Genomic DNA, 25,399 nt, shown 5'->3' with positions numbered 1-25,399 from the left:
GGGCGCGACGGTGCCCAGATAGAAGCCGGATATACGCGAGCAGTTACACCTTTTGTTTGAACAAAAAAATTTGCAATATTGGAGGAGTCCATATACGTCAATAGCCGCAGGCGTATTGCGCCGTATGGTGGTTGATCATGGCGAACAATTGTTTCCTTTGGTTTTTTGATTTGTAAATGAATTGCCTCGCTGTTGATCGGTCGACTGTCGGACGGTGCAATACGCCTTTGGCTATTGCACCCTACTTACGGCACGAATATTTTCCTTTGTCGCTTCAACGAAATAAGTCCATAAGGCGCAATCTCAACTTTTCACTTTCAACAACTGTAACGCGTGGGCACGAAGATGCCGTGTCCACATTGCGCACCAATTCATCACAACTAAATTTCACAATTCGATCTCGCTTACGCAGATAATGACAGTTTCATTGATCAGCCGCGCGCGTCGTATGCACATTACCAATCACGACATTACTTTGACCATAGACCAGCTGTATCGACAGTCATCGCGGCAACTCTTTGCGACCTTGGTGCGCTTACTCGGTGACTTTGATTTAGCGGAAGAAGCTCTACACGAAGCATTTAGAGCCGCTATCGAAAAATGGCCAAGGCAGGGTATTCCAGAAAATCCACATGCTTGGCTGGTCTCTGCAGGACGCTTCAAGGCGATTGATGGCATACGCCGCAATCAGCGTTTTACTGCATGGGATGAAGCTGAGGAACAGGCAGAGAACATTGCAGACGAAACGCCGACTTGGGATGTGCTGCAAGAACAAATCATGCTGGAAGACGATGCGCTGCGCTTGGTGTTCACCTGTTGCCACCCTAGTTTGGCATTTGATGCGCAAGTCGCGCTGACGCTGCGCGAAGTCTGTGGATTGACCACCGAAGAGATTGCCAGTGCGTTCTTGCTGCCCGCGCCGACCTTGGCACAACGCATCGTGCGGGCAAAGAGCAAGATTCGCGATGCGCGGATTCCCTATCAAGTACCGGATGCAACGGAACTTCCTGCCCGACTGAGCAGCGTCTTACGCGTGATTTATTTGGTATTCAATGAAGGCTACTCTGCATCGAGTGGCGATATGCTCACGCGGGGTGATCTATCGAATGAAGCGATTCGCTTGGCGCGTTTACTCCGTGAATTACTGCCTGACCAAGCCGAAATTATGGGTCTATTGGCACTCATGTTGCTCCATGAATCGCGCCGAGCTGCGCGCGTCAATCTGCAGAATGATCTAGTTCCACTTGATGAACAAGACCGCAGTTTGTGGAATGCCGAATTGATAGCCGAAGGATGTGCCTTGGCTGAACAAGCGCTACGCACAAGGCAATTCGGCACATACAGCCTGCAAGCCGCGATCTCAGCCGTGCATGCAGAAGCATCGACAAGTGCAGACACCGATTGGCTGCAAATCGTCGGCTTATACGATGCCCTCTTTCGCTTGGAACCCAGTTCCATTGTTGCACTCAATCATGCGGTGGCAATTGCGATGCGCGATGGCCCAGCGGCAGGTCTGGCCTTGGTGAACGATCTTTTACAAGAAGAATCGCTGCAAAAATATCACTTAGCACACGCAGCACAAGCCGACATGTATCGCCGTTTGGCTCGTTATCAGGAAGCACAATTTGCTTATGAACAAGCTTTAGCTTTGACCAAACAAGGTGCTGAGCAGCGATTTTTACAAAAACGCATTGCAGAAATGTGTGGCCTTTTGGCGGAGAATTAGCAATAACTTAGAGTGCAATCATGGAGAACTCAAAAACTTTACGCCCCATTGAGAAAATAATTCAAAATATTCTTTGAACTGGTGTCGATTTAAGATTCTGCCGTTCGACTAGTAGTAGATTGGGAACAAAATGTCATGCAAAGTACCGCTTACAATAAACAAGCATCACTTTAGTCCCCAACCCATTTACATCAATTAAAAGGAGATATCTCGATGGCAACTGGCACCGTTCAACTTCACCGCGTTCTCAAAGCAAACCCAGATAAGGTTTATCGTGCGTTTTTAGACAAAGCTGCGATGGCAAAGTGGATTGCACCGTATGGCTTTACTTGCACCGTCCACCACATAGATGCCAAAGTCGGCGGCACTTTCCGCATGTCATTCGAGAATTTTTCGACTGGGCATTCGCATGCTTTTGGTGGAGAATATTTGGAATTAATCCCTGGTCAATTGCTGCGTTACACCGACAAATTTGAAGACCCCAATCTACCAGGCGAGTTACTCGTGACCGTATCACTCAAAGCGGTCGCTTGTGGTACGGAATTGAATGTGAGCCAAACTGGTATTCCCGAAATGATTCCCGTCGAGATGTGTTACTTGGGATGGCAAGAATCTTTAGAACAATTGGCGAAGCTGGTTGAACCAGAAATCGCTGGATAAGCATCAGAATTTAGTTCATTCCTCACGTTAAGGAAACGCTATGCCAAAAATGATTTTCGTGAATCTGCCAGTCACCGACCTCGCTAATTCCATTGCTTTTTACTCCGCGATAGGCGGCAGTAGAAACCCGCAGTTTTCAGACGACACTGCAGCTTGTATGGTGCTATCTGAAACCATCCACGTAATGCTGCTAACGCATGCCAAATACAGTTCTTTTACGGCTAGGCCGATTGCCGATGCGCGCGCCACCAGTGCTGGTTTATTCGCACTGACTTTCGATAGCCGGGACGAAGTCAATACCATCTTAGATCGCGCCGCAGCAGCGGGTGGGCTGGCAGATCCTAATCCGCCACAAGATCTCGGCTTCATGTTTAGTCGTTCGGTACAAGATCCAGATGGTCATGTGTGGGAGATTTTTTGGATGGACCCAGCGGCATTAGCTAGCGCCTAAACAGCATACTTGATAAGGAATCTCGCTATGAAATATCTCTGCCTCGTCTACCTATCAGAAGAAAATTGGAGCGCCTGCCCTGACACCACCTGCTTTGCATTTGCCGAGCAATTAGCACAAAGCGGCCACATGCTCGCCGCCGAACCACTGCACCCAATCCAAACTGCGACCACGGTACGTGTGCGCAATGGGCAAATGTCGATGACCGATGGACCATTCGCCGAAACCAAAGAGCAATTGGCAGGTTTCTATTTAATCGACGCCAAGGATTTAAATGAGGCAATTAATTGGGCGGCGAAAATTCCACCGGCAAAATTCGGCAGTATTGAAGTGCGACCAGTGCGCGAGTTGGATTTAGGCGCGGGCACAACATAAGTAGCAGCCTAGTTAAAACGACTGACAACGCGAAGAATCACCTAGCTTAACCACTTAACTTCAATTAATAAGGAAGAATTATGGCAAGGACGATCACCATTAGTTTACCGGTCAAGGATATAGATGTTTCCAAGGCATTCTATACAGAGCTCGGTTTCAAATTCAATCCGCAATGTGGCGACGACAGTGCAGCCTTAATGGATTGGAGCGAAACCATCAGCGTGATGTTATTGACGCATGAAAAATGGAGCAGCTTCACAACACGCCCAATTCCGCCGAGCACATCGAGCGAAGTCGCATTAAATATTTCGTGTGACTCACGCGACGAAGTTGATGCAATGAATAATATCGCATTGGTCAAGGGCGGGACTGCCGATATCAATCCGGTGCAAGATCATGGCTTTATGTATGGTCGCGATTTCGCTGATCCCGATGGTCATATTTGGGGAGCCGTTTGGATGGATATGTCGGCAATTCCGTCGGCATAATAATCACTAAAGGAGTTAAATCATGCAAGTTCCAGAACCACACACAGAACATCTTTGGCTACAACAACTCGTCGGCAAGTGGACTTTCGAATCCGAATGCCTCATGGGGCCAGACCAGCCTCCTATGAAAACGACTGGAAGTGAAGTGGTTAAGCCTTTGGGCAAATTATGGACGATCGGCGAGGGAACCAGTGATTCGCCAGAAGGCGGTCCATGGAATTCTGTGATGACACTGGGGTACGACCCAGAAGCAAAGCGTTTCGTTGGCACGTTTATCGCGTCGGTGATGACACATTTGTGGCCTTACCTAGGCACACTCGATGCGTCTGCAAAAATTCTTACGCTTGACTCTGAAGGTCCAAGCTTCGCTGGTGATGGCACGATGTCGAAGTATCAGGACATCATCGAATTCATCACACCCGATCACCGCACGCTGACTTCGCGTATGCAAAGTGAAGACGGCAATTGGCACCAGTTCATGAGCGCACACTATCACCGTAAATAGTCGATGTTATAGGCGATCGAGAGTCACTTTTAACACGCACGTTTTTTCACCATCAACTACCGTAACGCGTGGACACGATCAAGCCGTGTCCACGCTACGAATTAACACGCACTATTCTTTATTGAATCTCGCAAACATCACGCGCGTCTCAAGACGCCTTCACCATAACTTTGTCTGGATGTAACCAATTCGGATGTGCGCGCATACGATCAAGCCAAGCTTGAATGTGCGGGTAATGATGTTCATGAATGCCAACATGATCGAGCCAGAATAAATACGCTGAGCAGCTAATGTCGGCGATGGTCAATTGATTCCCCACCAAATAGTCACGACCTGCTAAAAATTTTTCTAGACACATCAGGTCACTGCCCATGCGCTCACTTAGATAGTTGAGAACGATAGGTGGCTGTTTATCAAAATGTAGCGAGGAACGGAGATTCGGCAAGCTAAAGCCGATCCGATTACTTTCCCAAGACAGCCATTCAAGAATTTGCTGCGATTCTTGCGGTGTTTTTCCAGAAAAGCGACGCGTCTTTTGTGACAAATAGATCAGTATCGCATTGGATTGGCAGTACGCTTGGCCTTGATAAACCATGACAGGGACTTCGCCAAACTGACTCGCTTGAATAAATTCGGCTGGTCGCTGATTTCGAGGTAAAGATAAATCGATCCAACAATAGTCGTGCGGCAGTCCGCCGAGTAATAAAAAGTTACGTACCTTGTAGGCGTGACCCGAATCAGTATTGCCATAGAGCTTAATCATAGAAATCCTTATGTCAAATCGGTCAAATCGGTCAAATCGTCACGCGTCTATTGTAATCATTTGCGTCATTTGGGTGTGGCAAAAACTTAGATCACTTTGACAAAATGAACAAGGTCACAAGAACAGTTGACCGCCTTCCCTGCTTGAATTATTCTTGGATCCATTACAGCATTTGATTTCGTGATGTCTTTGTTTGGCGATCACTTAGCCCTTACCTAGCACTTCTCCTTATTGCTATTAAAAGCACAATTGCTTCTTCTAACTTGAGACTTAGCACTTGAAAACTCCACCACTGATTTTGTGTTTTTTATTGTCGGCGACATTGTGCGGATTAAGTACAGCGCAAACGAAACAAGACACCATCCAAATCACGACCGAACATTACTATCCATACAGTATTGCTGACAAAGATGGTGTGGTTTATGGTGCGTCGGCTGACAAAATTCATGAATTATTCAAACGAAGCAAGTTGGCATACCAAATGAATATCATGAGCTGGAACCGAGCGTTTGAATTGGCGCGCAATCATGCGGACACTTGTGTCTTTTCCACGTCGCGAACAAAAGAACGAGAGTCATCTTTCCATTGGATTGGACCAGTCATGACTGGAAATTGGGCAGTCTTTGGAAGCCCTGATAAATTAAACAAAGTGACCAGTCTCAAAGACATTCAACAATCGACGATTGGGACTGAGGAAGGTCAGGTATCGCTCGCTTATTTGTCTGAAAAAGGCTTTAAAATGGTGACCTCAACGGAATCTGTCACTACATTTAAAAATGTCGCTCTCGGTCGGATTGACTATGCCACTGCTGCAGATACCCACGGCAAAAAAATCATTGCCGAAAACAACCTGAAAGATAAAGTTGTATGGTTGTTTAATTATTCAAGCTCGGATTATTACTTGGCCTGTAATCCAAAGATGGACACCCGGACCATCGCATTGCTCAACAAGAATCTACGCGAAATGAAGGCCGATGGTAGTTTCAAGCGTATCGAGAATAAGTATTAGGGCACTCTCGAAAATAGGATCACGTCTTTTGCATGATGGTACTCGGTACAAACCAAGCTGAGTCGCATCACCAATGCCATTCTTATTTTTTTACCTAATGAAGCGGATCATTTTCCGCTCACTTCAATATTTTATTTAAACATAATGCAAGAACTCTCTCAACAAATCGCTTTCATCCTCGAACTCGATAAACTCAAAGCGGTATACCGTAAAGCGCTGATCAAGGCCGACAACAATCGTTACGAAAATAGTGCTGAACATAGCTGGCATATTTCCTTAACAGCGCATGTTTTAGCGCCCTATGCCAATGACGCCGTCGATATTTCTCGGGTGACTTTAATGCTGCTAATTCACGATATTGTGGAGATTGATGCGGGCGATACTTTTGCGTTTGATCATCACTCTGTGCTCGGTGAACAAGCAGACAAAGAACGCGCGGCGGCGGATCGTATTTTTGGGTTGTTGCCATTGTCACAGCGTGAAAAATTCATCTCACTCTGGCATGAATTTGAACTCGCAGAAACACCCGATGCGCAGTTTGCCAAAGCGATGGATCGCATACTGCCGTTAATTCAAAACATGCAAAACGAAGGCGGTAGCTGGGCACAAAACAAGGTGCTAAGGCATCAGGTAATCAAGCGCAATCACTATCTCGAAAGCTCGGCACCAAAACTTTGGGAGTATGTGTTAGCACAAATTGATATCGCTACTGAGCGGGGTTGGCTGCGTGGGGAATAAAGGCAGAGATCCAGCGTCGTTAGGCTTTTACGCCACTAGATTCCCGCCTTCGCGGGAATGACGAGAAATAAGACAAGAGCTTAACTGAACAGCATTACAGGCCTTCCCTGCGCTTTTATTCGACGACAATTTTTGTCAATTGATGGTCTACGCGAGATTGCTACAGCATCGTCAATTCCAATTTCACTCCATGCCGCATTCTTAAACAGCACAGCACACCGACATGGTCGCGAGGCGTATTGCTTCGTCTGAATATCGACGATCCGATTCGTTGGCCAAAACAAGCCACACCTATTTCTTTTGTCGGCCCAAATCAATAAATTTAAGAAAATACAAAAACACTATTTGCATATCAATAGTCAACAATTCTGAAAGCCAGTTTGCGCTGACCATCCTTCTGATTACTTGCCGTCAGAAGCGCTCACCCATTCGCCCTTCCATTCCGCGACCGCAAACTTGGCGACTTGTTGAGGATTTTGTGCCGACAATCGCAAGAAGGACGTAACAATATTTGACCTAGTTGACTGCATCAATTATTCTCTACGCTTCAAAAATGTGGCACAGTAACCGTACAAAAACCATTTCACCTGCTTCCAAACACGACCTTCGCAATGTTCAACATAAAACAAGCAAAGCACTTACACAGCAAAGTCTCTCTGGTGTGTCTTTCGTTTTTGTTAGTCTTTTGTGATTTAAGTGCTGCTCAAACAAAAAAACCGACGATCAAGATCACCACCGAATACCTCTTTCCTCAAAATATTACTGACAAAGACAGCACTGCAATTTATGGGCAGTCTGCTGATAAAGTGCATGAATTATTTAAGCGAAGTCAGTTGCCATATCAAATGAGCATAATGAGTTGGAACAGGGCATTTGAATTGGCGCGTAAGAATGCGGACACTTGCGTATTTTCTACCGTAAGGACAAAAGATCGAGAAGCGTCATTTGTGTGGATAGGTCCAATTTCTGTCGGCAACTGGGCGGTCTTTGGAAGTCCAGACAAATTTGGGAAAGTGACACGACTGGAAGATATCAAACAATCGAGCATTGGAACAGAAGCGGGGAATGTCTCAGTACTCTATCTCTCAGAAAAAGGGTTTCAAATGGTAACGTCGATAGAGTCGACGACAACGTTCAAAAATGTGGCCTTAGGTCGAATTGAATACGCAACGGCGGGCGACACCCATGGTAAGAAAATTATTATGGAAAACCATCTTGAAGACAAAGTCGTATGGCTGTTCAACTACCATTCTTCAGATTATTACTTAGCCTGTAACGCAAACATGAATGCGGAAACCACCAATCTTTTGAATCTCAAATTGCGCGAGATGAAAGCGGATGGTACCTACAAAAATATCGACAATAAGTATTAAGCTTCGCACTAGCATCAACTCTCTGTATTTTCCTCGAATTACACTTGCCGCCTTTGATAAAGTGAGGACCACGGTTCGCGTTTATTCAAATCTCACTGACAAGTTTTAGACCGCACTGTTGCATGACGTGCAGTCAATGCACGAAGCGATCCATCTCGTTTTGACGAACTTTAGCAGACTCAATCTTGCTCTTTAACGTGCTAAACGTGCTAATCGTGCTGGCATCGTCTGCACTATCGCTATTATTATTACTAGCTTATTGACCACATCAGCTGCTTTTATGACAAAATAGATTTGTTGCATTAGCTTGAAATTTTATTAAAATAAAAAAGATGATTTCTAAACTTTAATTATCGCAAGCAAAATATGGATCTAGTTTGCTGCAACATGTTGACATACATGATGTATGCCGCTAATTTTGCCCCTATTTGAAACCTATCATCATGACCAATCCCCTCGTTCACCGAATGGCAATCAAACCCTTCAAGCTCGCCGAAATGCAACATGTTGCACGTGCTCATGTTCACAAATTGAGACAATATCTCTTAGTCGCACCCATCTTTTTGTTGACGGCTTGTACCAGCTTGTTACCAGCCAATTACCCACCCCGCAATACCAACATAGGCGCAACGAAAGCGTGGCAAATGCCACTTCACCGTGAACCGGGACAGGTACAACTCAAGCTTCAAATCCCGCGCCATGGAATGACATTGATCGCATTATCTACAACACCAAGTCTTGGTGAAAGTCCGATCAGCTTGAGCTTATCTGGATATGATTGTTCAACCGGACCGGAAGCGCAGATCAAGTTTTACACTAGCGATACAGAATCCCGTTTTAAATATTTTCGCACTCCTCTACAGTGGGATGAGGAGTTAATCATTGCGATCAGCTGGGACAAGAATGCACTCACATCGGTTTCGGTGAATCAGGAAACACTGTCCGTACAAGCCCTTAAAAAGTTTAACGAGATAAAAGTTAGCAACAGCAATGAAGCGGTCACCATTCAGGAATTGCACTACATGCCATTACAAAAAACAAATACAACAAGCTCGACACAAGGACAACCAGAATGATGTCTCACATTTTCCGTACCTGTTGCTACGCCGCCGCTCTTGCGTTGTTGAGCTTTAGTGGAATCGCACGCGCTGATTTTGAATTAGGCATGAAACATTATGCGCAATCCAATTTTGAAAAAGCATTTTACGAATTTCAACAAGCGGCAAAGTTTGGTGATTTTGCCTCTCAGTTTAATCTTGGTGTCATGTATTTTCGCGGCGAGTTTGTTCCTAAAGATAGTATTCAAGCTTATGCTTGGCTCACCCTCGCGGCGCAAGATACTGAATTCAAAGAACGTGGTTTGCATCTGACTGTCTATCAAGGCTTGTCAGAAGAGCAGAAAAAATCTGCAGATCAACGCTATCAGGAACTGTATGCTCAATTTAATTCTGAAGCGATAGAAAAAAACATGGTGCCGATTTACACTAGTACCAGTTCTTTATCAAGCCGATTGCGCAGCCTCAAGAATGTAAATCCAGTATATCCGACCACCATGCTGCGAAATGGTACCGTGGGATGGGTTGATATTTTTTTTACGGTCACCAAAGAAGGTACAACCAGAGATCACCTCGTCTATTACAGTTCAAACATCGCCTTTACCCACGCCGTGATCGATGCAGTTCGTCAGTGGCAGTATGAGCCGGAGCGTGTGGCAGGAAAAGTGATTGACACTCACGGTGTCAAAATCCGTTTTCATTTCATGATGAATGATACCGAATTTAGCAGAGGAAAAATAAATCAGGCACTAATCAAACAAAAAGAAAAGGCGGATTCAGGCAATCCAGATGCGCAGTTTATTTTTGCCTACTACCTCGACGTCCTACCGAGTTTTACCAACTATAAACCCCAACTAGCGTCAGAAGAAAACGCGAATAAATGGTACCAACTAGCAGCGCAAAATGGCAGTGGCGTGTCGAGTTTCTTTTTGGGACAAAATGTGTTGAATGGCAATATGTGCGTTCCAGACCCTAACAAAGGTCTTGCTTGGCTGTTAAAAGCCGCGCGTCAACATATCGTCGACGCCCAATACTTATTAGCGCAAGAGTTACTCAGCGGTTCCCATCTCCAAAAGAACGAAGACCAAGGAATGTATTGGCTGAACAAAGCAGCTACATCCACATCAAAAACCAGCAATGCGCCAAAACTCCGTCTTGCGTGGGTACTAGCAACCCATCCGGACCCGACCATCCGCAATGGCGCCCTGGCACTCACCTATCTGCAAGCCGCAGACCCCGAGCACAAAGATAGACAAAGCTACTACCGGACAGCAGCAGCGGTCCATGCCGAGAATGCCGACTTTATCGCAGCCGAACAGTGGCAAGAAAAAGCGCTGAGCGATGCGAAGTCTTTGGCGCTTCCACTAGATACGCTGAAAGCACAACTACTTGCCTATCAGAACAAGCAAGCATTGCGCGAGGCGCTATAAAACTCAAGAAGTGTGCCAAAGAAGCGAGAACGGGAGGCTAGGCAAGGCTGCTAACAAAGTAAAACTACGCCAAAAGTTTTCTCGCAAAAACCTTCGCCTCTTTTTTTAACCATTGCTCAAAGGCTTGCAAGGCGTCGTTTTTCTGCAAGCCCTTGGGCGTCACCAAATAGTAGCTGTAATCCGATGGCGCGATCAGATCGAATAGGCGCACCAGATTGCCGGCTTCGATTTCTCCGGCAACCAAGCTATGACGCGCTACCGCAATTCCTTGCCCGGCTTTGGCAGCGGTCAACATCAAATTACTATCGCTGTGATGGGTTTCATGTTTGAAACTGGTAATCTCAATACCCGCTAACTGACTCCAGTTTTGCCATTCTCGTCCATTCTCCACACACAAAATTCGAAAGTTGCGTAGATGTTTAGGACTAGCGGGAAAACGTCCGCCATTGAAATCAGGGCTACACACAGGATAGAGCTGATCATCGAGCAATTTTTCGGCGTCGTAGTCTTCCCATTTACCCAGACCAAAACGAATCGCGATATCGGTCTGCGTTTTATCCAGGTTTACCAAACCGATTGCTGCTTGGATGTGAATCGCTAGGTCAGGATGCGCATTTTGAAATTGTCGTAAGCGCGGCAAGAGCCAGAAAGTCGCAAAAGACTGCAAGGTCGCAACGCGAATTGCTGGCGTTCGCTTTTCGGTCTTAAGCTGAGCCAAGGCACGACTGATCTGACGTAAGGCGGGCTGAATTTGTTTGAGTAGCTGCGTGCCTTCTGCAGTCAATTGCATTTGCCTACCCTTGCGTTCAAACAGCGTAACGCCCAAGCTATCTTCCAGCACGCGCATCTGCTGACTGATTGCGCTATGCGTGATATGCAGCTCCGCCGCCGCCAATGAATAGCTCTGATGGCGCGCAGCAGCTTCAAAGGTCGTTAGAGAATTTAAGGAAGTCGGCAACATGCTGTATTGTTAGATTTTCTAACAGCACATGTCAATAAGTATCGTTCGCTTTTTGGCCTCAAGCTAGCTAGTATGCAAGCACATTGGTAATACCTGTCTTCCATCATCATCTAAAGAAAACCATCATGTCTAGTGCAAATCTGACCCGTCTGCTTCTCCTTGGACTCATTTGGGGCACGAGTTTTATGTTAATGCGTATCGCCGCGCCAGTATTTGGGCCCATCCTTACGACGTTTGGTCGTGCGAGTTTAGGGGCTTTAGCTCTGTATATATTTGCCCGCCATACAGGAGTCGAATTTGCGTGGCGTCAGAATGCTAAGACTTACTTCATCATCGGCATTACGAACACAGCAATCCCATTTAGCTTATTTGCCTGGTCGGCTTTGTATATCCCCTCTGCCTACATGGCCACCATGAATTCACTGGCACCCATTTTTACCGCTGTATTTGGCTATTTATTATTAGCAGAACGTCTGAGCAGCCTACGTATCGCCGCATTTTTGCTGGGCTTGGCTGGCGTGGCTGTATTGGTAGGGATAGGGCCAATTACCGTCACGCCGTTGGTGATCGGCGGCGTCTTGGCTGGTATGGGTGCAGCAATGAATTATGGCTTTGCAGCGACCTACACGCGCATGCATGCTAAACAAATTCCATCGGTGGCAGTTGCCACCGGCAGTCAGTTTGCCGCTGCGCTGGTGTTGCTGCCATTTGCCATGCCATCGATACCAAACGCAATTGTGCACGGCACAGCATCCGCGGTATGGTCGGTGGTGATACTCGGCGTGGTTTGCACTGGTGTTGCCTATGCCTTGTTTTTTCACTTAATTGCAACCGAAGGCGCGAATAAGGCAGTGACAGTGACTTTTTTGATCCCCGCGACTGCGTCAATCTGGGCCTGGTTACTACTGGGCGAACCAATCACCACGGGCATCATCACTGGGATAGCCATCGTGTTGCTTGCCACAGCGATGTCATTGGGGATTTTCAAAAGAACGGTAATTCCAGGAACGGCGCCCTAGCCTTAATGGGACGAAGTCATCGATTCGAATTGCTTGATGAGGCATTGAGATCGATGACTGTGGCTTGTAGAAGCACGCCTTCAAGACCGATTATTCGACAGATGCTCTAAGCTGACAGATTAGCAGCAATAACCTTAGCCAAACATGCGGTATGGACTCGCAATTCAGGAACAGCGATTGCCTCCCAATAACTCGCTTTCAACATTGGACCTATATAGTAAAGACCGGCATTCACCTGACCTTGTCTATCAATAGTTTGATAATCTGACTGGGTCAAAATACCGATATGTAAGGGATCTTCGCTAATCAACGCATCTGAGCGTAACTGTTGTATCAAGTCCTGATCAATTCGCCGAATATCATTATCAGGACCTGTACAATTGATAATGCCAGCGGCATCTATCTGGTGCACAACTTGCTCCTGACGCGAGCGCAAGCTTAAGCGCCATCCCGATGATGTGGGCTGAATCTGTTTAACTCTCGCCGCGAGCACCTCGACTTGACCACGACTCATCAAATTGAGCAGTCGTTTATGCGCTATTGGCGCCAGCCGATGACGATGCGTATCCCAATACGGTAAGATCTGTCGTAAAAAACGCTTGCGTTCAGTGACAGAAAAACGCCGCCAGATCTCTGGTGTATAAGGACGCAATTCATTGATCACGTCACGCCAGTTGCCCCCCTGCTGTTCGCGCCGAGCAATTTCAAGGCGAAGCGCTCGCACATAAGCTCTGATGGTATTGGGAGAACGGAACAAAGTATCCAAAGAATTTTTTGCTGGCGCTTTTGGATTCGTTCTGTGTGGCTGCGGTAACAAGCCACGACGAGAAACCAAAATGATTTGTCTGCTCAAGTCTGTACTACTCAATTTAAAAATAGCGTCAATCGCAGTGAGTCCACTACCAATAATCACCACAGGAAGTGAGCGATCTGCCTGCTCTAACCACTGTGTCTCGTGAGTCGTCTTAAAATCCTCTGCGGTAAATTGGGGACTGTGTTGCTGCAAGGGATTAGCAGATGCAAAGTGTCCTAATGCCAGCACTGCCTTATCAGCAAGTAGCGCATCGCGATCTGTTAATTGAACAAGAAATTGTCCCTGCTCGGTCTTTTTCACAGCGTGCACGGATGCTGTAATCACCTCTAATCTGGCATCGGATTCTTCAATTGCCTGCGCTAACAAGTCTTCCAAATAATCACCGTAAATACGTCGAGAAACAAAAGTGCCATCATTAAACGCTGGATCAATCCCCTGACAATACCTGACGAAGTGCTGCGGATCATCTGCAATCGCGCTCATATTTCCAGCTGGGACATTCAACAAAAAATTATCGTCCCATGTTCCATAGGCCAAACCTCGACCCGCGCGCTTTTTTTGCTCGATCAAATAAATATGTAAGGAAGGAATCGAGCTGTCTTTGAGTAAATGATAAGCGGTAAGTAAGCCACTAAACCCGGCACCGACGATGGCAACTGTAGTCATAAATAAATTCAACAATGAGGAGAAAGACAATACAAGTGTGATTATAGGCACTAAACCTCACTTCAATTGTTGTTTTGCAGAATGTGCATCGGATAAAGAATTCGTCTGGCGACTAGTGATTGCAAGTCCTCAATTGCCAATGTCGCCTGACATAGCCAACAGTGCGATGTCAAAAATGAGAACATCAAGCGCCCCACATTGCCCGAGTCGCTGTACTTTGTGACGTATCTATGGGCGATAGAAATTGACCAAAGCGCTCCGTATTGGGTATTCTCATAGCATGCGCTGCAATTTAAAACAGCAACCCTTCGTCTCCCACGCCGAACCCATTATTACCATCTCAAGAAAGCATCCCATGACTAGCGAATCGACCATATCTAACCAGGATTTTCTCGATGACATTGAAGTCCGTATCTTAGGCTCGCTCGCCGAAAAAGAGGCTGCAACGCCGGACAATTATCCACTCTCACTCAATGCGCTAGTCAATGCCTGCAATCAGTTGACTAGCCGCGAACCCGTGATGTCATTAAGTGAATCACAAGTGAGCGAAGCACTCGACCGCTTAGCTGCTAAAAAGCTGATCGGCATTACTCATCAAGCTGGTGCACGGGTAGCAAAATATGAGCATCGTATGCGCCTCAAATGGATGCTAGAGCAAGACAAGTTAGCAGCACTAGCCACCTTGATGTTACGCGGCTGGCAAACTGCCGGAGAAATTCGTAGCCGTGCCGGTCGCTTACATGATTTTACCAACCTAGCTGACCTTGAAAAATCCTTAGAGTTTTTGATGAACAAATATCCGCCTTTAGTGACTCGTCTTGCACTGGCACCTGGAACTAAAGAGCCACGTTACGCGCATTTACTGAGTTGCGATGAAGCCGCCATCGAACAACTGCAAGCAAGTGCGCCAGCCACATCAATTTCTGCTGCCAGTCACAAAGACCGACTGTCGAATCTCGAAGACGAAGTCGCCCAGTTACGTCAAACAGTCGCTGAGATCAGCTTGCAGTTAGCTGAATTCAAAAAACAATTTGAATAAATTTTTCTAAATTAATCTGGAAACATCAGTAAGCTAAGCATCATCGTCAATCGATCTGATGCTTTCGAATGGCACGCTCTAACACGAAAGAAATCCATGCGCCAACTCCCTGCAAAAATACTAATCGCAGTCGCCATCAGCAGCGCCTATCTCGACAACGCAGTCTGTGCACAGCAGATACAGCCTGAACAATATCAAGGTTTGAGTTGGCGTCATATCGGCCCATTCCGTGGTGGCAGGACGGTCGGTGCCGAGGGCGTGCCTTCACAAGCAAATGTGTTCTATATCGGGGTCAATAATGGTGGCGTTTGGAAAACCACGGATTACGGGCACACTTGGTTTCCGATCTTCGATCAACAATCAACAGGCTCGATTGGCGATATTGCCGTAGCTCGTTCGCAACCAAATACGGTTTATGTGGGCAGTGGTGAAGGCTTACACAGACCGGATCTAAGCACCGGAAACGGCATGTATAGAAGTGACGATGCGGGCGCGACTTGGAAACACTTAGGACTACGTGATGCCCAGCAAATCGGTAAGATCGTCGTCGATCCAAACAATCATAAGCGCTTATTTGTGGCAGCATTGGGACATCCTTATGGTGCCAACAGTGAACGTGGTGTCTATCGCTCGACCGATGGTGGAGAGACGTTCGAAAAAGTGTTATACAAAGATGAGCACACCGGTGCAATTGGACTGGTAATGCATCCAAAGGATAGTAATACGCTCTACGCAACCCTGTGGCATGCACGCCAGGGGCCATGGGAAAACGGCGCTTTTCAAGGGCCGAACAGCGGTGTCTACAAATCAACCGACGGCGGCAATACCTGGAACCAACTGCGCCATGGCTTACCCGATAAAAATGTCGGTCGTATCAATATCAGCATCGCTCCATCAGATCCCAATCGACTCTATGCGCAGGTCAACGCAGCCAAAGAGACGGGCACCTATCGCAGCGATGATGCGGGTAATCACTGGTATAAGATCAATAATGAAGAACGCGTCTCTGGTCGTCCCGACGATTTCGCCGAGATTCAGGTACATCCCAACAATCCAGATATTCTCTATTCCGCTAATATCGCTACTCAAAAAAGTGAAGATGGCGGTAAAACTTGGACAGCAGTACGTGGCGCGCCGGGCGGTGATGACTATCATCGAATTTGGATCAACCCAAACAATCCTGACATCATGCTCAATGCTAGCGATCAGGGTGCCATCATTACCGTCAATGGCGGGCAAACCTGGAGTAGCTGGTACAACCAGCCTACCGCGCAGTTTTATCATGTCAGCACCGATAATCGTTTCCCTTATCGGGTTTATGGCGGACAGCAAGAGAGCGGTTCTGCCGCTGTAAAAAGCCGCGGCGATAACGGTCAAATTACTTTTCGAGATTGGCAACCAGTCGGGGTTGAAGAATATGGTTATGTCGCCCCAGATCCACTCCATCCTGGCGTTATTTTTGGCGGAAAAATCACCCGCTTTGACGAAGCCACCGGACAAACCCAAGACATTGCACCACAAGTACCCGGCACCCGTTTTTTACGCACCGCGCCGGTTGTATTCTCGCCAGTCGATAAACGCACCTTGTACTACGCTGGCAATGTCTTGTTCAAGACCACGGACTACGGCCACAAGTGGCAAATCATCAGTCCCGACTTGAGTCGCAAAACTTGGGAAGTCCCTGCCAATGTCGCTCCATACCAAGCAGAAATCAAACAACGTGGCGTGATTTATACGGTCGCACCTTCACCATTAGATATCAATAAAATCTGGGTTGGTACCGACGATGGTTTACTGCACCGCACTGACGATGGCGGCAAGCGTTGGCATAATCTGACGCCACCAAATTTACCCGCATGGGCCAAAGTCTCTTTGATCGAAGCAAGCCACTTTGATAAAAAAGTCGCTTATGCCGCCATCAATACTTTACGTCTGGATCAATTACGTCCAGTCATTCTGCGCACTCGCAATGACGGCAAAACATGGAGTTCGATCGTCAACGGTATTCCTGATGGCGAAACTGTCAATGCCGTACGAGAAGACCCACAAGCTGCAGGCATCTTATATGCCGCAACCGAACGCACTGTGTATTTTTCTGTTGACGATGGTGAACACTGGGCCAGTCTGCGACAAAATTTACCAATTACGTCGATCCGCGATCTCGTGATACAAGGCGATGATTTGGTGATTGGAACACATGGACGTGGCTTTTGGATTTTGGATGACATCAGCCCCATACGTCAGCTCAAGCAGCTTGATCCAAAATCCACGATGCATTTATTCGCTCCACAATTGGCAACACGTGTGCGCTGGAATATGAATACCGACACGCCATTGCCGCCGGAAGAACCCGCTGGTGCGAACCCACCTGACGGGGCAATTGTGTATTTTCAACTCAAACAAGATGCCACTGACGTCGCGCTTGAAATCCGCGATGAGGCTGGTCGCTTAGTGCGCCGCTATCATTCCAGTGATGCGCCCGAACCGCTGGAGACCGGCAGCAATGTGCCGGTTTATTGGCAACGTCCTGCACAAATATTGCCACGCAAAGCTGGCATGCATCGTTTCATTTGGGATTTACACTACAGCAAAGCCGCAGGACAAAATGCAGAGTTCCCTATCGCTGCGATTTACAAAAACACGGTACGCACCGATCTCGGCCCATGGGCCATGCCAGGTAAATATCAGCTAAGTTTAATCGTGGATGGCAAAACCAGCCAACAAAGTATGACAATCAGAATGGATCCTCGCGTCACCACCAGCAAGGCCGCATTACAGCAACAATTCGATTTGAGTCTGCAACTACGGGATAGTATGAATCGCATTCATACTGCAGCAATGACACCGGAACGAAAAGCACTCCATGAAGAAATGGATAAATTGATGGGCCTGCTACAAGGCGCAGACAATCCACCTACCCAAGTCGTCATCGAGAAATCAAAAGCGGCGCTGCTGAAGCTGAACAAGGTATTAAGCACGAAGGAATGAAACAACCATCTCGGCATCGCCGCTACGGCTGCAAGACTTTATCAATTTGCATCCTATACAGAGCGGCGATCAGATCAGATTGGGTCACTAAGCCAGTTAGTTGTTGATTGTTATTCAGGGTAGGAATTTGATGCAGCCCCTCATCTGACAGCAATTTAACCAATTCAAGAATGGACGTATCTTCAGTCGCGGTGGTCAGGGCACTCGTCATCAAATGCCCTGCCACCTGCACATGACTCGCACTCAAGGAACGCGCGTTATCCATCAGTGCCGCAGTTTAAGATCAAAATCATGGTAGACATCCAAATCTGCGCTATTAAGAAAATCAATTCGTGTCACGATACCGATCAAATGCTGCCCCTCGTCGATAACCGGAAGTCATCGAATTTTATGAATGCGTAGCAATTACCGACCGTCTTCTAAGCGACTTTCAAATCTAACCGTCACTAGTTTTCGCGACCCGATGTTTTTGCACGCGATCTGACCATGACGCCGCTGATAGACTTAGATTTCTGTTTGCGTAATCAGCATCACCAAATCGTCGCGCCAAATGTCGAGCAATTTGTCGAGCAATTTGCCATGCCGTTTGATGGCCTCGTCAAGATCATGACTCCCCCCCAATCTGGCACTCATTGGCGCATCATCAGTACCATGGCTATTTTGCGTCACACCCTGAAAATGCGAATAAAACTCCCCCGACCATCGGTGATAGAGAATCGCAAACCCTAGCAGTAGCATCGAATTTAAAACTTCTAATTCTTAATTCAAATCAATTTTCTAATGTGACAATGCCACTGTTCAAAGACATACAAGCTAAAATGATCTCGGACTACCGATGATGAACAAAAAATTTCCTATCCTGCCAAAACACCCTGAACGAATTTGTTGGGGCTGTGATCGTTTCTGTCCGGCTAGCGACATGGCATGTGGCAACGGCGCAGATCGCACAGCACATCCATCTGAATTATTTGGAGAGGATTGGCTGATAGTTGATCCAACCAGCGCAACACAGAACGACGACATCAAATCAGTCCTACACCACGCCAAAGCCCATATCTACGGATTACCTACACATAATCTCAAGTCAGAGTAAAATCCTGTCGGGACATCTTATCGCTAGAAGAAAAAATCCCAGTTCAGCACGCCGGTTGTTGAGAATCTATTTCAAGAAAAATTAAGCCTTACCGTTGTTGTGTAGCCCCCAAAAATGCACAAGAATGCTTAGTGATACTTGAAATGGCTTTTTAAACTTCAAGGAAAACTTATGAACGCATCTCAGGGAGAATCACTGCACCAAATTGTCATCGTCGGCGGCGGCGCTGGAGGTTTAGAATTAGCGGTACGCCTCGGCAAACGGCTCGGTAAAAAAGGTAAAGCACGCATTACTTTAATTGATGCCAATCGCACCCATTTATGGAAACCCTTATTGCATCAGGTCGCTGCGGGCACTTTAGATAGTCATGCTGATGAGCGCGAATATTTTGCCTTGGCGCTCAGTAAGCATTTTCATTTTCGCCTAGGTCGTATGCAAGGTCTGTCGCGTGAGAAAAAAGAAATCTATCTCGCCCCAACTTTGGATGAAGATGGTAATGAGCTATTGCCACTACAGGCGATTCATTACGATCAATTAGTCATCGCCCTCGGCAGTCAAACCAATGATTTTGGCACTAAAGGTGCAAAAGATAATTGCATCATGCTCGATTCTCTGCAAGCTGCAGAACGCTTCCATCAAAAACTCATTAATTGCTGTCTACGCGCACAATCGCAACAGCAACATGCTGGTGAAGGCCGTTTCACCGTAACCATTATCGGTGGTGGTGCGACTGGTGTGGAGCTAGCGGCCGAACTGCACATGACGACCAAAATATTATCGAGCTATGGACTCGTTAATTTTCATCCAGAAAAAGAACTCAAAATTGTCATCGTCGATGCCTCCCCTCGCCTACTGCAGATGTTACCTGAGCGCTTATCCGATGCGGTCGCCAAAGAGCTGCGCAGTATGGCGATTGAGATTCATACTAATGAAAAAGTGGTTGAAGTCAGTAAAGAAGGTGTGGCGATGGCGAGTGGTAAATTTATTCCAAGCGGCATTGTGGTGTGGGCAGCGGGTATCAAAGCACCTGACTTTTTACACCAGCTCGATGGTTTGGAAACCAATCGCCTGAATCAATTAGTAGTCAAGGGCAATTTACAAACCACGCTTGATCCAGCGATCTTTGCGATCGGTGATTGCTGTGCCTGCCCGCAAGGCGAGGGTTTGCCCAATGTGCCACCACGCGCACAATCGGCACATCAACAGGCAACTTGTCTGGCGGACTCCCTATGTCGTACTTTGGCCGGGAAATCCCTCAAAGACTTTGTCTACAAAGATCACGGTTCCCTGGTGTCACTCGGCAATTACAGCACCGTAGGAAGCTTGATGGGCGCCATTGCCAGCGGATCGGTTTTTATCGAAGGTACGCTTGCCAAATGGATGTACTGGTCGCTACACAAACATCATCAGGTGGCGGTCAATGGCTGGTTTCATACTTGGTTATCGACCTGGGCTGAGACCATAGACCGCGTCCGAAATCCGAGGATTAAGTTGCATTGAGCACCAAAGCGTCTTGGCATTAGGATGATGGGGGCGTATGAAGTATCGTCGACCCCTCACCTTCACGTCCTTGAAAAAAACTCGCAGATGCCTGTGCGGCGTAATACATACGAACGATCTGCATCGCGACCCGCGGTTTGGTCGATTCATTCATCTGGATGATCAGTCGCACCTCGGCATACACTGGTTCACCTGACTTATTATTCATCACCGGATAGGGACGATAACGTGGTTGCACCAACCAATTTTCCGCTTGCTCTAATTGATCTAACTCTTGCGCTTCAGGACCAATTCGTAAATCTTTACCGCCGCACGAATAGATATTCTTAGCAACTAGCTTCTGTGCTGGCAAATGCAAACTGCGCCATTGATTGGCTTTGACATTCTCAGGCTCAAACGGAATTGTCAACTCTGCAGCCAAACCTTTGTGTACTAAAAAATACCAGGCGGGATGGCAATGCCACTGTAACTTGGCGCTTTGTAATTGATGGAGAAATTGATCACCATCATCCAATTCGCTCAGAATGAGTCGATTGAAAATTTTGTCGTGCTGTTGTGCTGCGCCATTCTGATTTGAGAACAAGTGACCCTTGTCATCAACCGTTATTTGGTGCGGCTCAATAATAGGCAAATTCCACAATACAGACGCCGCATGTAAATCAAATAGCGTACCGCGCTGCCAAGGTCGATATTCTAGTAGTGCTGGACTATCGCCGCCTGCGATCCAAGATCGGCAAATGCGTAGCCAATCGTGTTCAGACTCTCGTGCTGTCCATGGCGGGCAATCAGCCAACTGCGGCCATAACTGACTGTGCACCTGTTGCATGCGGTAGCCCATGGTCAGTAAGGACGTGAAGGCCTGAAATTCGACCAGACGAATATCCCAAGCAGCATCTCCTTCACCATGCTCATCATCGCAGATAATGGCGTAATCGACGGTCAGGACATCGGCAGCACTACCGTATTGCCAGCCTTTTGTCTGCATCACTTGCGTTTGCAAATGTGGTTTTAAGACGTGGCACAGCGATTCGACCCTTTGCATCAATTTATCTTGTAGCGTTTGCGAGGCGACAATTGGCCATTCGGAAAACAAGACAGGCTGCTCAGGCACATAAGCTGTGCCAGCCAATTGCGCCCAAAGTTGATGTATGCGTAGTTTCGATTGTGCTGCACCTTGTTGCAACTCGAAGGTCAATGCATGAAACGGATGTTCAATATTCGACATAGGCTTATTGCACGTATTGAGTTGCAGCAAACTGCGCCGCCTCAGTTTCATGAATCAAATGTTGCACGATGGTTTGATAGTTTTCCGAGCGTTGAAAAATCCCGCGCTGAATATCGGCTGATGCACCTTGTATAAACAAAGCCTGACACTTTTCACGCAATCCTTGGAGTAGACCTAAATCTTCGGCAACCGGTGTTAAACGCGATAACCAAAGATCAAAATAGTCATGCATATTCACCGGGGTTTCACTATGCCAATCAATCAAGGATGCCGCAAGACCACGGCGTCGCACCCGCCACTTATTCTCTTCGAGACAGGCACGTGACAAGGGTTTTGGCAAACAACCGCGCTGATAATCTTGTACCAGCGTTGCCACTTCACATTGCAGTAAAGCCGTAATCAACCAGATGTGTTCTAGAGATGGCGTGGCATCACAGATTCTGACTTCTAAAGTGTGATAGCGATGATGTAGTCGCAAATCCTCCCACATCCCATGTTGCGCTTCTAAGGTGCCAACTTTGCGTAGCAATTGTATGTGATCGAAATAGGCCGCCTCAGACTCCCAAATATCTGGCGTTCCCATACGCGGTAAGCGATCCAACATCGAATGTCGCCAGCTCTGCATACCAGTATCGCGGCCTTCGTAAAATGGCGAGCTCAAGGAAATTGCCAATACCGCAGCCAAACTATTACGCAATGAATTAAAGATTACCATCGGGGGTATGCCTGGTGGCAAACCCAAATGCACATGAAAACCATAGGAGACCATGCTTCGCATGGCATCGGCGTATTCATCCACCAAGCGAATGTAATGCTGATGTTTTTGCAGATCTTTGTTGATCTCTTGTTCCTTCCAATCAGAAAAAGGATGAACGCCTGCCGATAGAATTCTTTGCCCTTGCGCTTGCGCTCTTAAACGTATCACTTCGCGCATCGACGCAACACTGGCAACAATTTGATCGGGCGTTTGACAAATCGGCGTCTGCAATTCCACAACCGCTTTATGCAGCTCACACGACGAGCTACCACCTCGATCGGGGTAGTCTGCCTGACCTAGATCAAAATCATGGGCAACTAACTCCAGACTGTGTTGATCAACAATCTGTAATTCTTCCTCGGCACCTAAAGTAATTATGTTCATCATATGCTTCACCTCACTTAACGTTGATATCGCTAACAAACCCAATTCTTTGACCGAGCGCTACTAATTGTTAACAAACTTAGAAACAGTCTTTTCAAGATTGTAGAGATAAGCATGCTTTTTCAATTACGCTATTAAGCGGGGATAAAGGTGCTTGTTTATGGTTTTACTAGTTAGAATCTGCAGAATTAAGATCAATAGCTTTAACCATGACGATTTCTGATGTATTCGCATTCAAGATCGCGAGCCGCCTAGAAAACAGGCATGTTAAGATAATAGGTAAATAATCATGTACTAAATGCTTCTGATTGCGTCGTGCATCCTAAGGTCAGCTTCATTCTTCAAGTTTTCTAATTTAACTCACACGGCTAACATGAAACTCCTATTCTCCACTCGTACTCTCAGCTGCTATGCACTATTACTTGCCTTAGCTGCCTGCGGGGGTGAAGCAAACGATGAACGTACCGGCGTCTCCACGAAGTCAACACCGCCACCAATGGTAGACAATATCGTCGAATTCAACGGACCGCGTGCTGACTACATGATCACGCAGACGGCAACACAGTTTCAAATTAAGAATAAGCAGAGTGGCGTGACGGTACTGCATCCCTTAAGTACCACCGTGTTGAAGTTTTCTGATCTCAAACTCAATACAAACATGCTGGCCTTAAGCAAGAGCATTCCTGCTGATGAACTCAAAATAATCGTTGAGTTGTATGTCGCTTTTTTTAATCGTGTCCCTGATGCTGAAGGCCTAGCCTATTGGATTAATGAAAAGCGGGCTGGAAAATCGATTGAGGATATTGCGGATGTTTTTTATGGCGCAGCGATTTTGTATAGCGAACAAACCGACTATACCGCGAGCATGAGCAATGCTGACTTCGTCAAGATTATCTATAAAAACGTGCTTGGCCGTTCTGGTGCAACGGCACCACCGGAAAAAGACGTTAACTATTGGGCTGATGAGCTCGACACTGGCAAGACCAGCAAGGGTGGTTTGATCTTATCCATACTCAATGTCGCACATCAATTCACCAACCATCCCGAATTCGGCTGGGTCACGCAGCTACTTGAGAACAAGTACACAGTTGCAGCAGACTTCGCCATCACACAAGGTTTAACTTACAGCAGTGGGCAGGAATCCATCATCAAAACCATGGCGATTGCCAAGGCGGTGACTCCTACTAACATCGACGCAGCAAAAGCGATGTTCAAAGTGATAGGCTTTGCAGCCGACATGAATAAATCTCCACCACAGTTAATCGGCGAACCTAAGTTGACGATAGGCTCACCATCCTTATTGGAATTAACTTTCGATAGAGATATGGACAGCAGCTATCAAACCGAAGGATCGTATGTACAAAAATCATCAGGATGGCGCAGCGACAAACGCACCTTCTTTATCGAAATAGAGGACTTTCAAGCGAATGGGCGGGTCACATTTTTCGGCGTTGGCAGTGACGGTCTGCCTGCATTTAGTTCCGCCGAACACATCCCCATTAGTGAGGATATCGTCTATTACTTCCCTAAGAGTGCATCACAGTTATTGGAACCACCAGCGATTATCGGCATTCCACAATTCACTCCAGGGGCAACGCCAACATTGGAGGTCAAGTTTGATAGCGCGATGCAGTCTAGTTTTGCGGTTGAAGGAAGTTTCGTGGCGAAGGCCATGTATTGGAAAGCTGATAAACGTAGCTTTGTGATCGAGTTTAATGAATTCGTTTCGGGTAGCGACGTTTACTTTAACGGCATCCGTAATGACGGTCAGCCAGGCTTTGTGTCAAGTGCGAATGTCGCTATGCGTACTCCTTTTGTATTCCGTCTACCAAAATCGGATGCTCCAAGTTTTAGCAAAATCGTCAGCGGCCCAACATTTACCGCTGGCACCGATCCTAAGATTGTCATTAGTTTTGATCGCATGATGGGTCCGGGCTTTTTGGTCAAAGGCGACTACGTGCCAAAATCATCTTATTGGATGTCTGACAAAAAGACCTTTGTGATCGAGTTCCTCAGCTACACACCTGGCGGCACGGTGCAATTTTTGAGTGATGGATTTCGATCATCAAGTGGTGATCCTATGGCGGGGACGGTGACCTTTAAGTTTCCTGAGTAAGCAACTGGCTCGATGACAAATGACACTTTGAAAAAATCTAATTTAAGAAATAAGCCAATTAGAAACGAATAAGATTAATCCAGAAAAATATTTTCCAAAGGCGACAGCGTAGGGTCTAACAATGACTAAGACGTCGCGAGCCTGTGAATAAATTTGTGTAAATGTCCACGGTCTATTAACCTCTCGAGCGAGGAATTACCGATGGACATTTTAATGGATAGAGAAAAACTGAAAGCTTTGGCAAAAGAGCTTGCCAAGGATATC

At 46.8% G+C, this 25,399-nt stretch carries 25 protein-coding genes; 17 read left to right on the top strand and 8 right to left on the bottom strand.

All coding sequences use genetic code 11. The annotated features are described in order from the left end of the window. Positions 1-415 precede the first annotated feature (415 nt). The 6 genes from H8K52_RS19580 to H8K52_RS19555 all read left to right on the top strand — a co-directional run bounded on the left by H8K52_RS19580 (position 416) and on the right by H8K52_RS19555 (position 4,205). Positions 416-1,726 (top strand): RNA polymerase sigma factor, encoded by a 1,311-nt coding sequence (locus H8K52_RS19580; RefSeq protein ID WP_246464716.1) that lies wholly within the window; start codon positions 416-418, stop codon positions 1,724-1,726. A gap of 213 nt (positions 1,727-1,939) precedes the next feature. Continuing rightward, entirely contained in the window at positions 1,940-2,386 is a 447-nt protein-coding gene (locus tag H8K52_RS19575; RefSeq protein ID WP_186924601.1) for an SRPBCC family protein, read from the top strand. A 40-nt stretch (positions 2,387-2,426) separates the two neighbouring features. After that, positions 2,427-2,837 (top strand): VOC family protein, encoded by a 411-nt coding sequence (locus H8K52_RS19570; protein ID WP_186924600.1) that lies wholly within the window; start codon positions 2,427-2,429, stop codon positions 2,835-2,837. A 27-nt stretch (positions 2,838-2,864) separates the two neighbouring features. Continuing rightward, positions 2,865-3,212 (top strand): YciI family protein, encoded by a 348-nt coding sequence (locus tag H8K52_RS19565; RefSeq protein ID WP_186924599.1) that lies wholly within the window; start codon positions 2,865-2,867, stop codon positions 3,210-3,212. Positions 3,213-3,292: 80 nt separating this feature from the next. Beyond that, entirely contained in the window at positions 3,293-3,700 is a 408-nt protein-coding gene (locus tag H8K52_RS19560; RefSeq protein ID WP_186924598.1) for a VOC family protein, read from the top strand. Between the two features lie 22 nt (positions 3,701-3,722). Then, positions 3,723-4,205, top strand: coding sequence for a DUF1579 domain-containing protein (locus H8K52_RS19555; RefSeq protein ID WP_186924597.1), 483 nt, complete (start codon positions 3,723-3,725; stop codon positions 4,203-4,205). 148 nt (positions 4,206-4,353) lie between these two features. Here H8K52_RS19555 and H8K52_RS19550 read toward each other — a convergent pair whose 3' ends face one another. Beyond that, positions 4,354-4,968 (bottom strand): glutathione S-transferase family protein, encoded by a 615-nt coding sequence (locus tag H8K52_RS19550; RefSeq protein WP_222613853.1) that lies wholly within the window; start codon positions 4,966-4,968, stop codon positions 4,354-4,356. A 277-nt stretch (positions 4,969-5,245) separates the two neighbouring features. Here H8K52_RS19550 and H8K52_RS19545 point away from each other — a divergent pair, with 277 nt between their 5' ends. Together H8K52_RS19545 and H8K52_RS19540 are read left to right on the top strand one after the other, a co-directional pair. Beyond that, complete coding sequence (locus H8K52_RS19545; protein ID WP_186924596.1) at positions 5,246-5,977, top strand: substrate-binding periplasmic protein; 732 nt, start codon at positions 5,246-5,248, stop codon at positions 5,975-5,977. Positions 5,978-6,121: 144 nt separating this feature from the next. Next, positions 6,122-6,715, top strand: a complete 594-nt coding sequence (locus tag H8K52_RS19540; protein ID WP_186924595.1) for an HD domain-containing protein — start codon at positions 6,122-6,124, stop codon at positions 6,713-6,715. A 401-nt stretch (positions 6,716-7,116) separates the two neighbouring features. Here H8K52_RS19540 and H8K52_RS21670 read toward each other — a convergent pair whose 3' ends face one another. Then, positions 7,117-7,245: a hypothetical protein gene (locus H8K52_RS21670; RefSeq protein ID WP_281387998.1), complete on the bottom strand. Its 129-nt coding sequence runs from the start codon at positions 7,243-7,245 to the stop codon at positions 7,117-7,119. A gap of 81 nt (positions 7,246-7,326) precedes the next feature. On the opposite strand from H8K52_RS21670, the gene H8K52_RS19535 reads away from it, so the two are divergent. The 3 genes from H8K52_RS19535 to H8K52_RS19525 all read left to right on the top strand — a co-directional run bounded on the left by H8K52_RS19535 (position 7,327) and on the right by H8K52_RS19525 (position 10,573). Beyond that, on the top strand, positions 7,327-8,088 hold the full coding sequence (locus H8K52_RS19535; RefSeq protein ID WP_186924594.1) for a substrate-binding periplasmic protein: 762 nt from the start codon (positions 7,327-7,329) through the stop codon (positions 8,086-8,088). Between the two features lie 443 nt (positions 8,089-8,531). After that, positions 8,532-9,164 carry a hypothetical protein gene (locus tag H8K52_RS19530; protein WP_186924593.1) on the top strand — a complete coding sequence of 211 codons (633 nt, stop codon included), beginning with the start codon at positions 8,532-8,534 and terminating at the stop codon, positions 9,162-9,164. After that, positions 9,161-10,573, top strand: a complete 1,413-nt coding sequence (locus H8K52_RS19525) for a TonB family protein (protein ID WP_186924592.1) — start codon at positions 9,161-9,163, stop codon at positions 10,571-10,573. The genes H8K52_RS19530 and H8K52_RS19525 overlap by 4 nt, the downstream gene beginning before the upstream one ends. 64 nt (positions 10,574-10,637) lie before the next feature. Here H8K52_RS19525 and gcvA read toward each other — a convergent pair whose 3' ends face one another. After that, positions 10,638-11,534, bottom strand: coding sequence for a transcriptional regulator GcvA (gene gcvA / locus H8K52_RS19520; protein WP_186924591.1), 897 nt, complete (start codon positions 11,532-11,534; stop codon positions 10,638-10,640). A gap of 125 nt (positions 11,535-11,659) precedes the next feature. Between gcvA and H8K52_RS19515 the strand changes: the two genes are divergently transcribed. After that, positions 11,660-12,553, top strand: coding sequence for a DMT family transporter (locus H8K52_RS19515; protein ID WP_186924590.1), 894 nt, complete (start codon positions 11,660-11,662; stop codon positions 12,551-12,553). A 106-nt stretch (positions 12,554-12,659) separates the two neighbouring features. On the opposite strand, the gene H8K52_RS19510 is transcribed toward H8K52_RS19515, so the two are convergent. After that, positions 12,660-14,033 (bottom strand): FAD/NAD(P)-binding protein, encoded by a 1,374-nt coding sequence (locus tag H8K52_RS19510; RefSeq protein ID WP_186924589.1) that lies wholly within the window; start codon positions 14,031-14,033, stop codon positions 12,660-12,662. Between the two features lie 355 nt (positions 14,034-14,388). On the opposite strand from H8K52_RS19510, the gene H8K52_RS19505 reads away from it, so the two are divergent. Both H8K52_RS19505 and H8K52_RS19500 read left to right on the top strand, forming a co-directional pair. Next, the gene (locus tag H8K52_RS19505) at positions 14,389-15,072 is read left to right on the top strand and encodes a YceH family protein (protein ID WP_186924588.1); all 684 of its coding nucleotides are present in this window, start codon (positions 14,389-14,391) and stop codon (positions 15,070-15,072) included. A gap of 96 nt (positions 15,073-15,168) precedes the next feature. Then, positions 15,169-18,060: a WD40/YVTN/BNR-like repeat-containing protein gene (locus tag H8K52_RS19500; RefSeq protein WP_186924587.1), complete on the top strand. Its 2,892-nt coding sequence runs from the start codon at positions 15,169-15,171 to the stop codon at positions 18,058-18,060. Positions 18,061-18,082: 22 nt separating this feature from the next. On the opposite strand, the gene H8K52_RS19495 is transcribed toward H8K52_RS19500, so the two are convergent. After that, entirely contained in the window at positions 18,083-18,325 is a 243-nt protein-coding gene (locus H8K52_RS19495; protein WP_186924586.1) for a CBS domain-containing protein, read from the bottom strand. A gap of 239 nt (positions 18,326-18,564) precedes the next feature. Next, positions 18,565-18,798 (bottom strand): hypothetical protein, encoded by a 234-nt coding sequence (locus tag H8K52_RS19490; RefSeq protein ID WP_186924585.1) that lies wholly within the window; start codon positions 18,796-18,798, stop codon positions 18,565-18,567. Positions 18,799-18,898: 100 nt separating this feature from the next. On the opposite strand from H8K52_RS19490, the gene H8K52_RS19485 reads away from it, so the two are divergent. Together H8K52_RS19485 and H8K52_RS19480 are read left to right on the top strand one after the other, a co-directional pair. Next, positions 18,899-19,153, top strand: a complete 255-nt coding sequence (locus H8K52_RS19485; protein WP_186924602.1) for a DUF3079 domain-containing protein — start codon at positions 18,899-18,901, stop codon at positions 19,151-19,153. A gap of 171 nt (positions 19,154-19,324) precedes the next feature. Beyond that, positions 19,325-20,653, top strand: coding sequence for an NAD(P)/FAD-dependent oxidoreductase (locus H8K52_RS19480; RefSeq protein ID WP_186924584.1), 1,329 nt, complete (start codon positions 19,325-19,327; stop codon positions 20,651-20,653). Positions 20,654-20,672: 19 nt separating this feature from the next. Here the strand turns inward: H8K52_RS19480 and H8K52_RS19475 are convergent, their stop codons facing one another. Together H8K52_RS19475 and H8K52_RS19470 are read right to left on the bottom strand one after the other, a co-directional pair. Continuing rightward, positions 20,673-21,878, bottom strand: a complete 1,206-nt coding sequence (locus H8K52_RS19475) for a hypothetical protein (RefSeq protein ID WP_186924583.1) — start codon at positions 21,876-21,878, stop codon at positions 20,673-20,675. Positions 21,879-21,882: 4 nt separating this feature from the next. After that, positions 21,883-23,022, bottom strand: coding sequence for a carboxylate-amine ligase (locus H8K52_RS19470; protein ID WP_186924582.1), 1,140 nt, complete (start codon positions 23,020-23,022; stop codon positions 21,883-21,885). A gap of 370 nt (positions 23,023-23,392) precedes the next feature. On the opposite strand from H8K52_RS19470, the gene H8K52_RS19465 reads away from it, so the two are divergent. After that, on the top strand, positions 23,393-25,135 hold the full coding sequence (locus tag H8K52_RS19465) for a DUF4214 domain-containing protein (RefSeq protein ID WP_186924581.1): 1,743 nt from the start codon (positions 23,393-23,395) through the stop codon (positions 25,133-25,135). Positions 25,136-25,399: the final 264 nt, after the last annotated feature.

Origin of the sequence: Affinundibacterium seohonense (assembly GCF_014284305.1) — a bacterium.
Taxonomy (GTDB): domain Bacteria; phylum Pseudomonadota; class Gammaproteobacteria; order Burkholderiales; family Burkholderiaceae_D; genus Undibacterium; species Undibacterium seohonense.
The sequence above is the reverse complement of the archived record's forward strand: the minus strand, read 5'-3'. Positions and strand labels throughout refer to the sequence as shown.

Bases quoted from the DNA above. Each gene is read 5' to 3' on its own strand.
- H8K52_RS19580 (WP_246464716.1), top strand. From the start codon at position 416: ATGACAGTTTCATTGATCAGCCGCGCGCGTCGTATGCACATTACCAAT.
- H8K52_RS19575 (WP_186924601.1), top strand. From the start codon at position 1,940: ATGGCAACTGGCACCGTTCAACTTCACCGCGTTCTCAAAGCAAACCCA.
- H8K52_RS19570 (WP_186924600.1), top strand. From the start codon at position 2,427: ATGCCAAAAATGATTTTCGTGAATCTGCCAGTCACCGACCTCGCTAAT.
- H8K52_RS19565 (WP_186924599.1), top strand. From the start codon at position 2,865: ATGAAATATCTCTGCCTCGTCTACCTATCAGAAGAAAATTGGAGCGCC.
- H8K52_RS19560 (WP_186924598.1), top strand. From the start codon at position 3,293: ATGGCAAGGACGATCACCATTAGTTTACCGGTCAAGGATATAGATGTT.
- H8K52_RS19555 (WP_186924597.1), top strand. From the start codon at position 3,723: ATGCAAGTTCCAGAACCACACACAGAACATCTTTGGCTACAACAACTC.
- H8K52_RS19550 (WP_222613853.1), bottom strand. From the start codon at position 4,968: ATGATTAAGCTCTATGGCAATACTGATTCGGGTCACGCCTACAAGGTA.
- H8K52_RS19540 (WP_186924595.1), top strand. From the start codon at position 6,122: ATGCAAGAACTCTCTCAACAAATCGCTTTCATCCTCGAACTCGATAAA.
- H8K52_RS21670 (WP_281387998.1), bottom strand. From the start codon at position 7,245: ATGCAGTCAACTAGGTCAAATATTGTTACGTCCTTCTTGCGATTGTCG.
- H8K52_RS19535 (WP_186924594.1), top strand. From the start codon at position 7,327: ATGTTCAACATAAAACAAGCAAAGCACTTACACAGCAAAGTCTCTCTG.
- H8K52_RS19530 (WP_186924593.1), top strand. From the start codon at position 8,532: ATGACCAATCCCCTCGTTCACCGAATGGCAATCAAACCCTTCAAGCTC.
- H8K52_RS19525 (WP_186924592.1), top strand. From the start codon at position 9,161: ATGATGTCTCACATTTTCCGTACCTGTTGCTACGCCGCCGCTCTTGCG.
- gcvA (WP_186924591.1), bottom strand. From the start codon at position 11,534: ATGTTGCCGACTTCCTTAAATTCTCTAACGACCTTTGAAGCTGCTGCG.
- H8K52_RS19515 (WP_186924590.1), top strand. From the start codon at position 11,660: ATGTCTAGTGCAAATCTGACCCGTCTGCTTCTCCTTGGACTCATTTGG.
- H8K52_RS19510 (WP_186924589.1), bottom strand. From the start codon at position 14,033: ATGACTACAGTTGCCATCGTCGGTGCCGGGTTTAGTGGCTTACTTACC.
- H8K52_RS19505 (WP_186924588.1), top strand. From the start codon at position 14,389: ATGACTAGCGAATCGACCATATCTAACCAGGATTTTCTCGATGACATT.
- H8K52_RS19500 (WP_186924587.1), top strand. From the start codon at position 15,169: ATGCGCCAACTCCCTGCAAAAATACTAATCGCAGTCGCCATCAGCAGC.
- H8K52_RS19495 (WP_186924586.1), bottom strand. From the start codon at position 18,325: ATGGATAACGCGCGTTCCTTGAGTGCGAGTCATGTGCAGGTGGCAGGG.
- H8K52_RS19490 (WP_186924585.1), bottom strand. From the start codon at position 18,798: ATGCTACTGCTAGGGTTTGCGATTCTCTATCACCGATGGTCGGGGGAG.
- H8K52_RS19485 (WP_186924602.1), top strand. From the start codon at position 18,899: ATGAACAAAAAATTTCCTATCCTGCCAAAACACCCTGAACGAATTTGT.
- H8K52_RS19480 (WP_186924584.1), top strand. From the start codon at position 19,325: ATGAACGCATCTCAGGGAGAATCACTGCACCAAATTGTCATCGTCGGC.
- H8K52_RS19475 (WP_186924583.1), bottom strand. From the start codon at position 21,878: ATGTCGAATATTGAACATCCGTTTCATGCATTGACCTTCGAGTTGCAA.
- H8K52_RS19470 (WP_186924582.1), bottom strand. From the start codon at position 23,022: ATGATGAACATAATTACTTTAGGTGCCGAGGAAGAATTACAGATTGTT.
- H8K52_RS19465 (WP_186924581.1), top strand. From the start codon at position 23,393: ATGAAACTCCTATTCTCCACTCGTACTCTCAGCTGCTATGCACTATTA.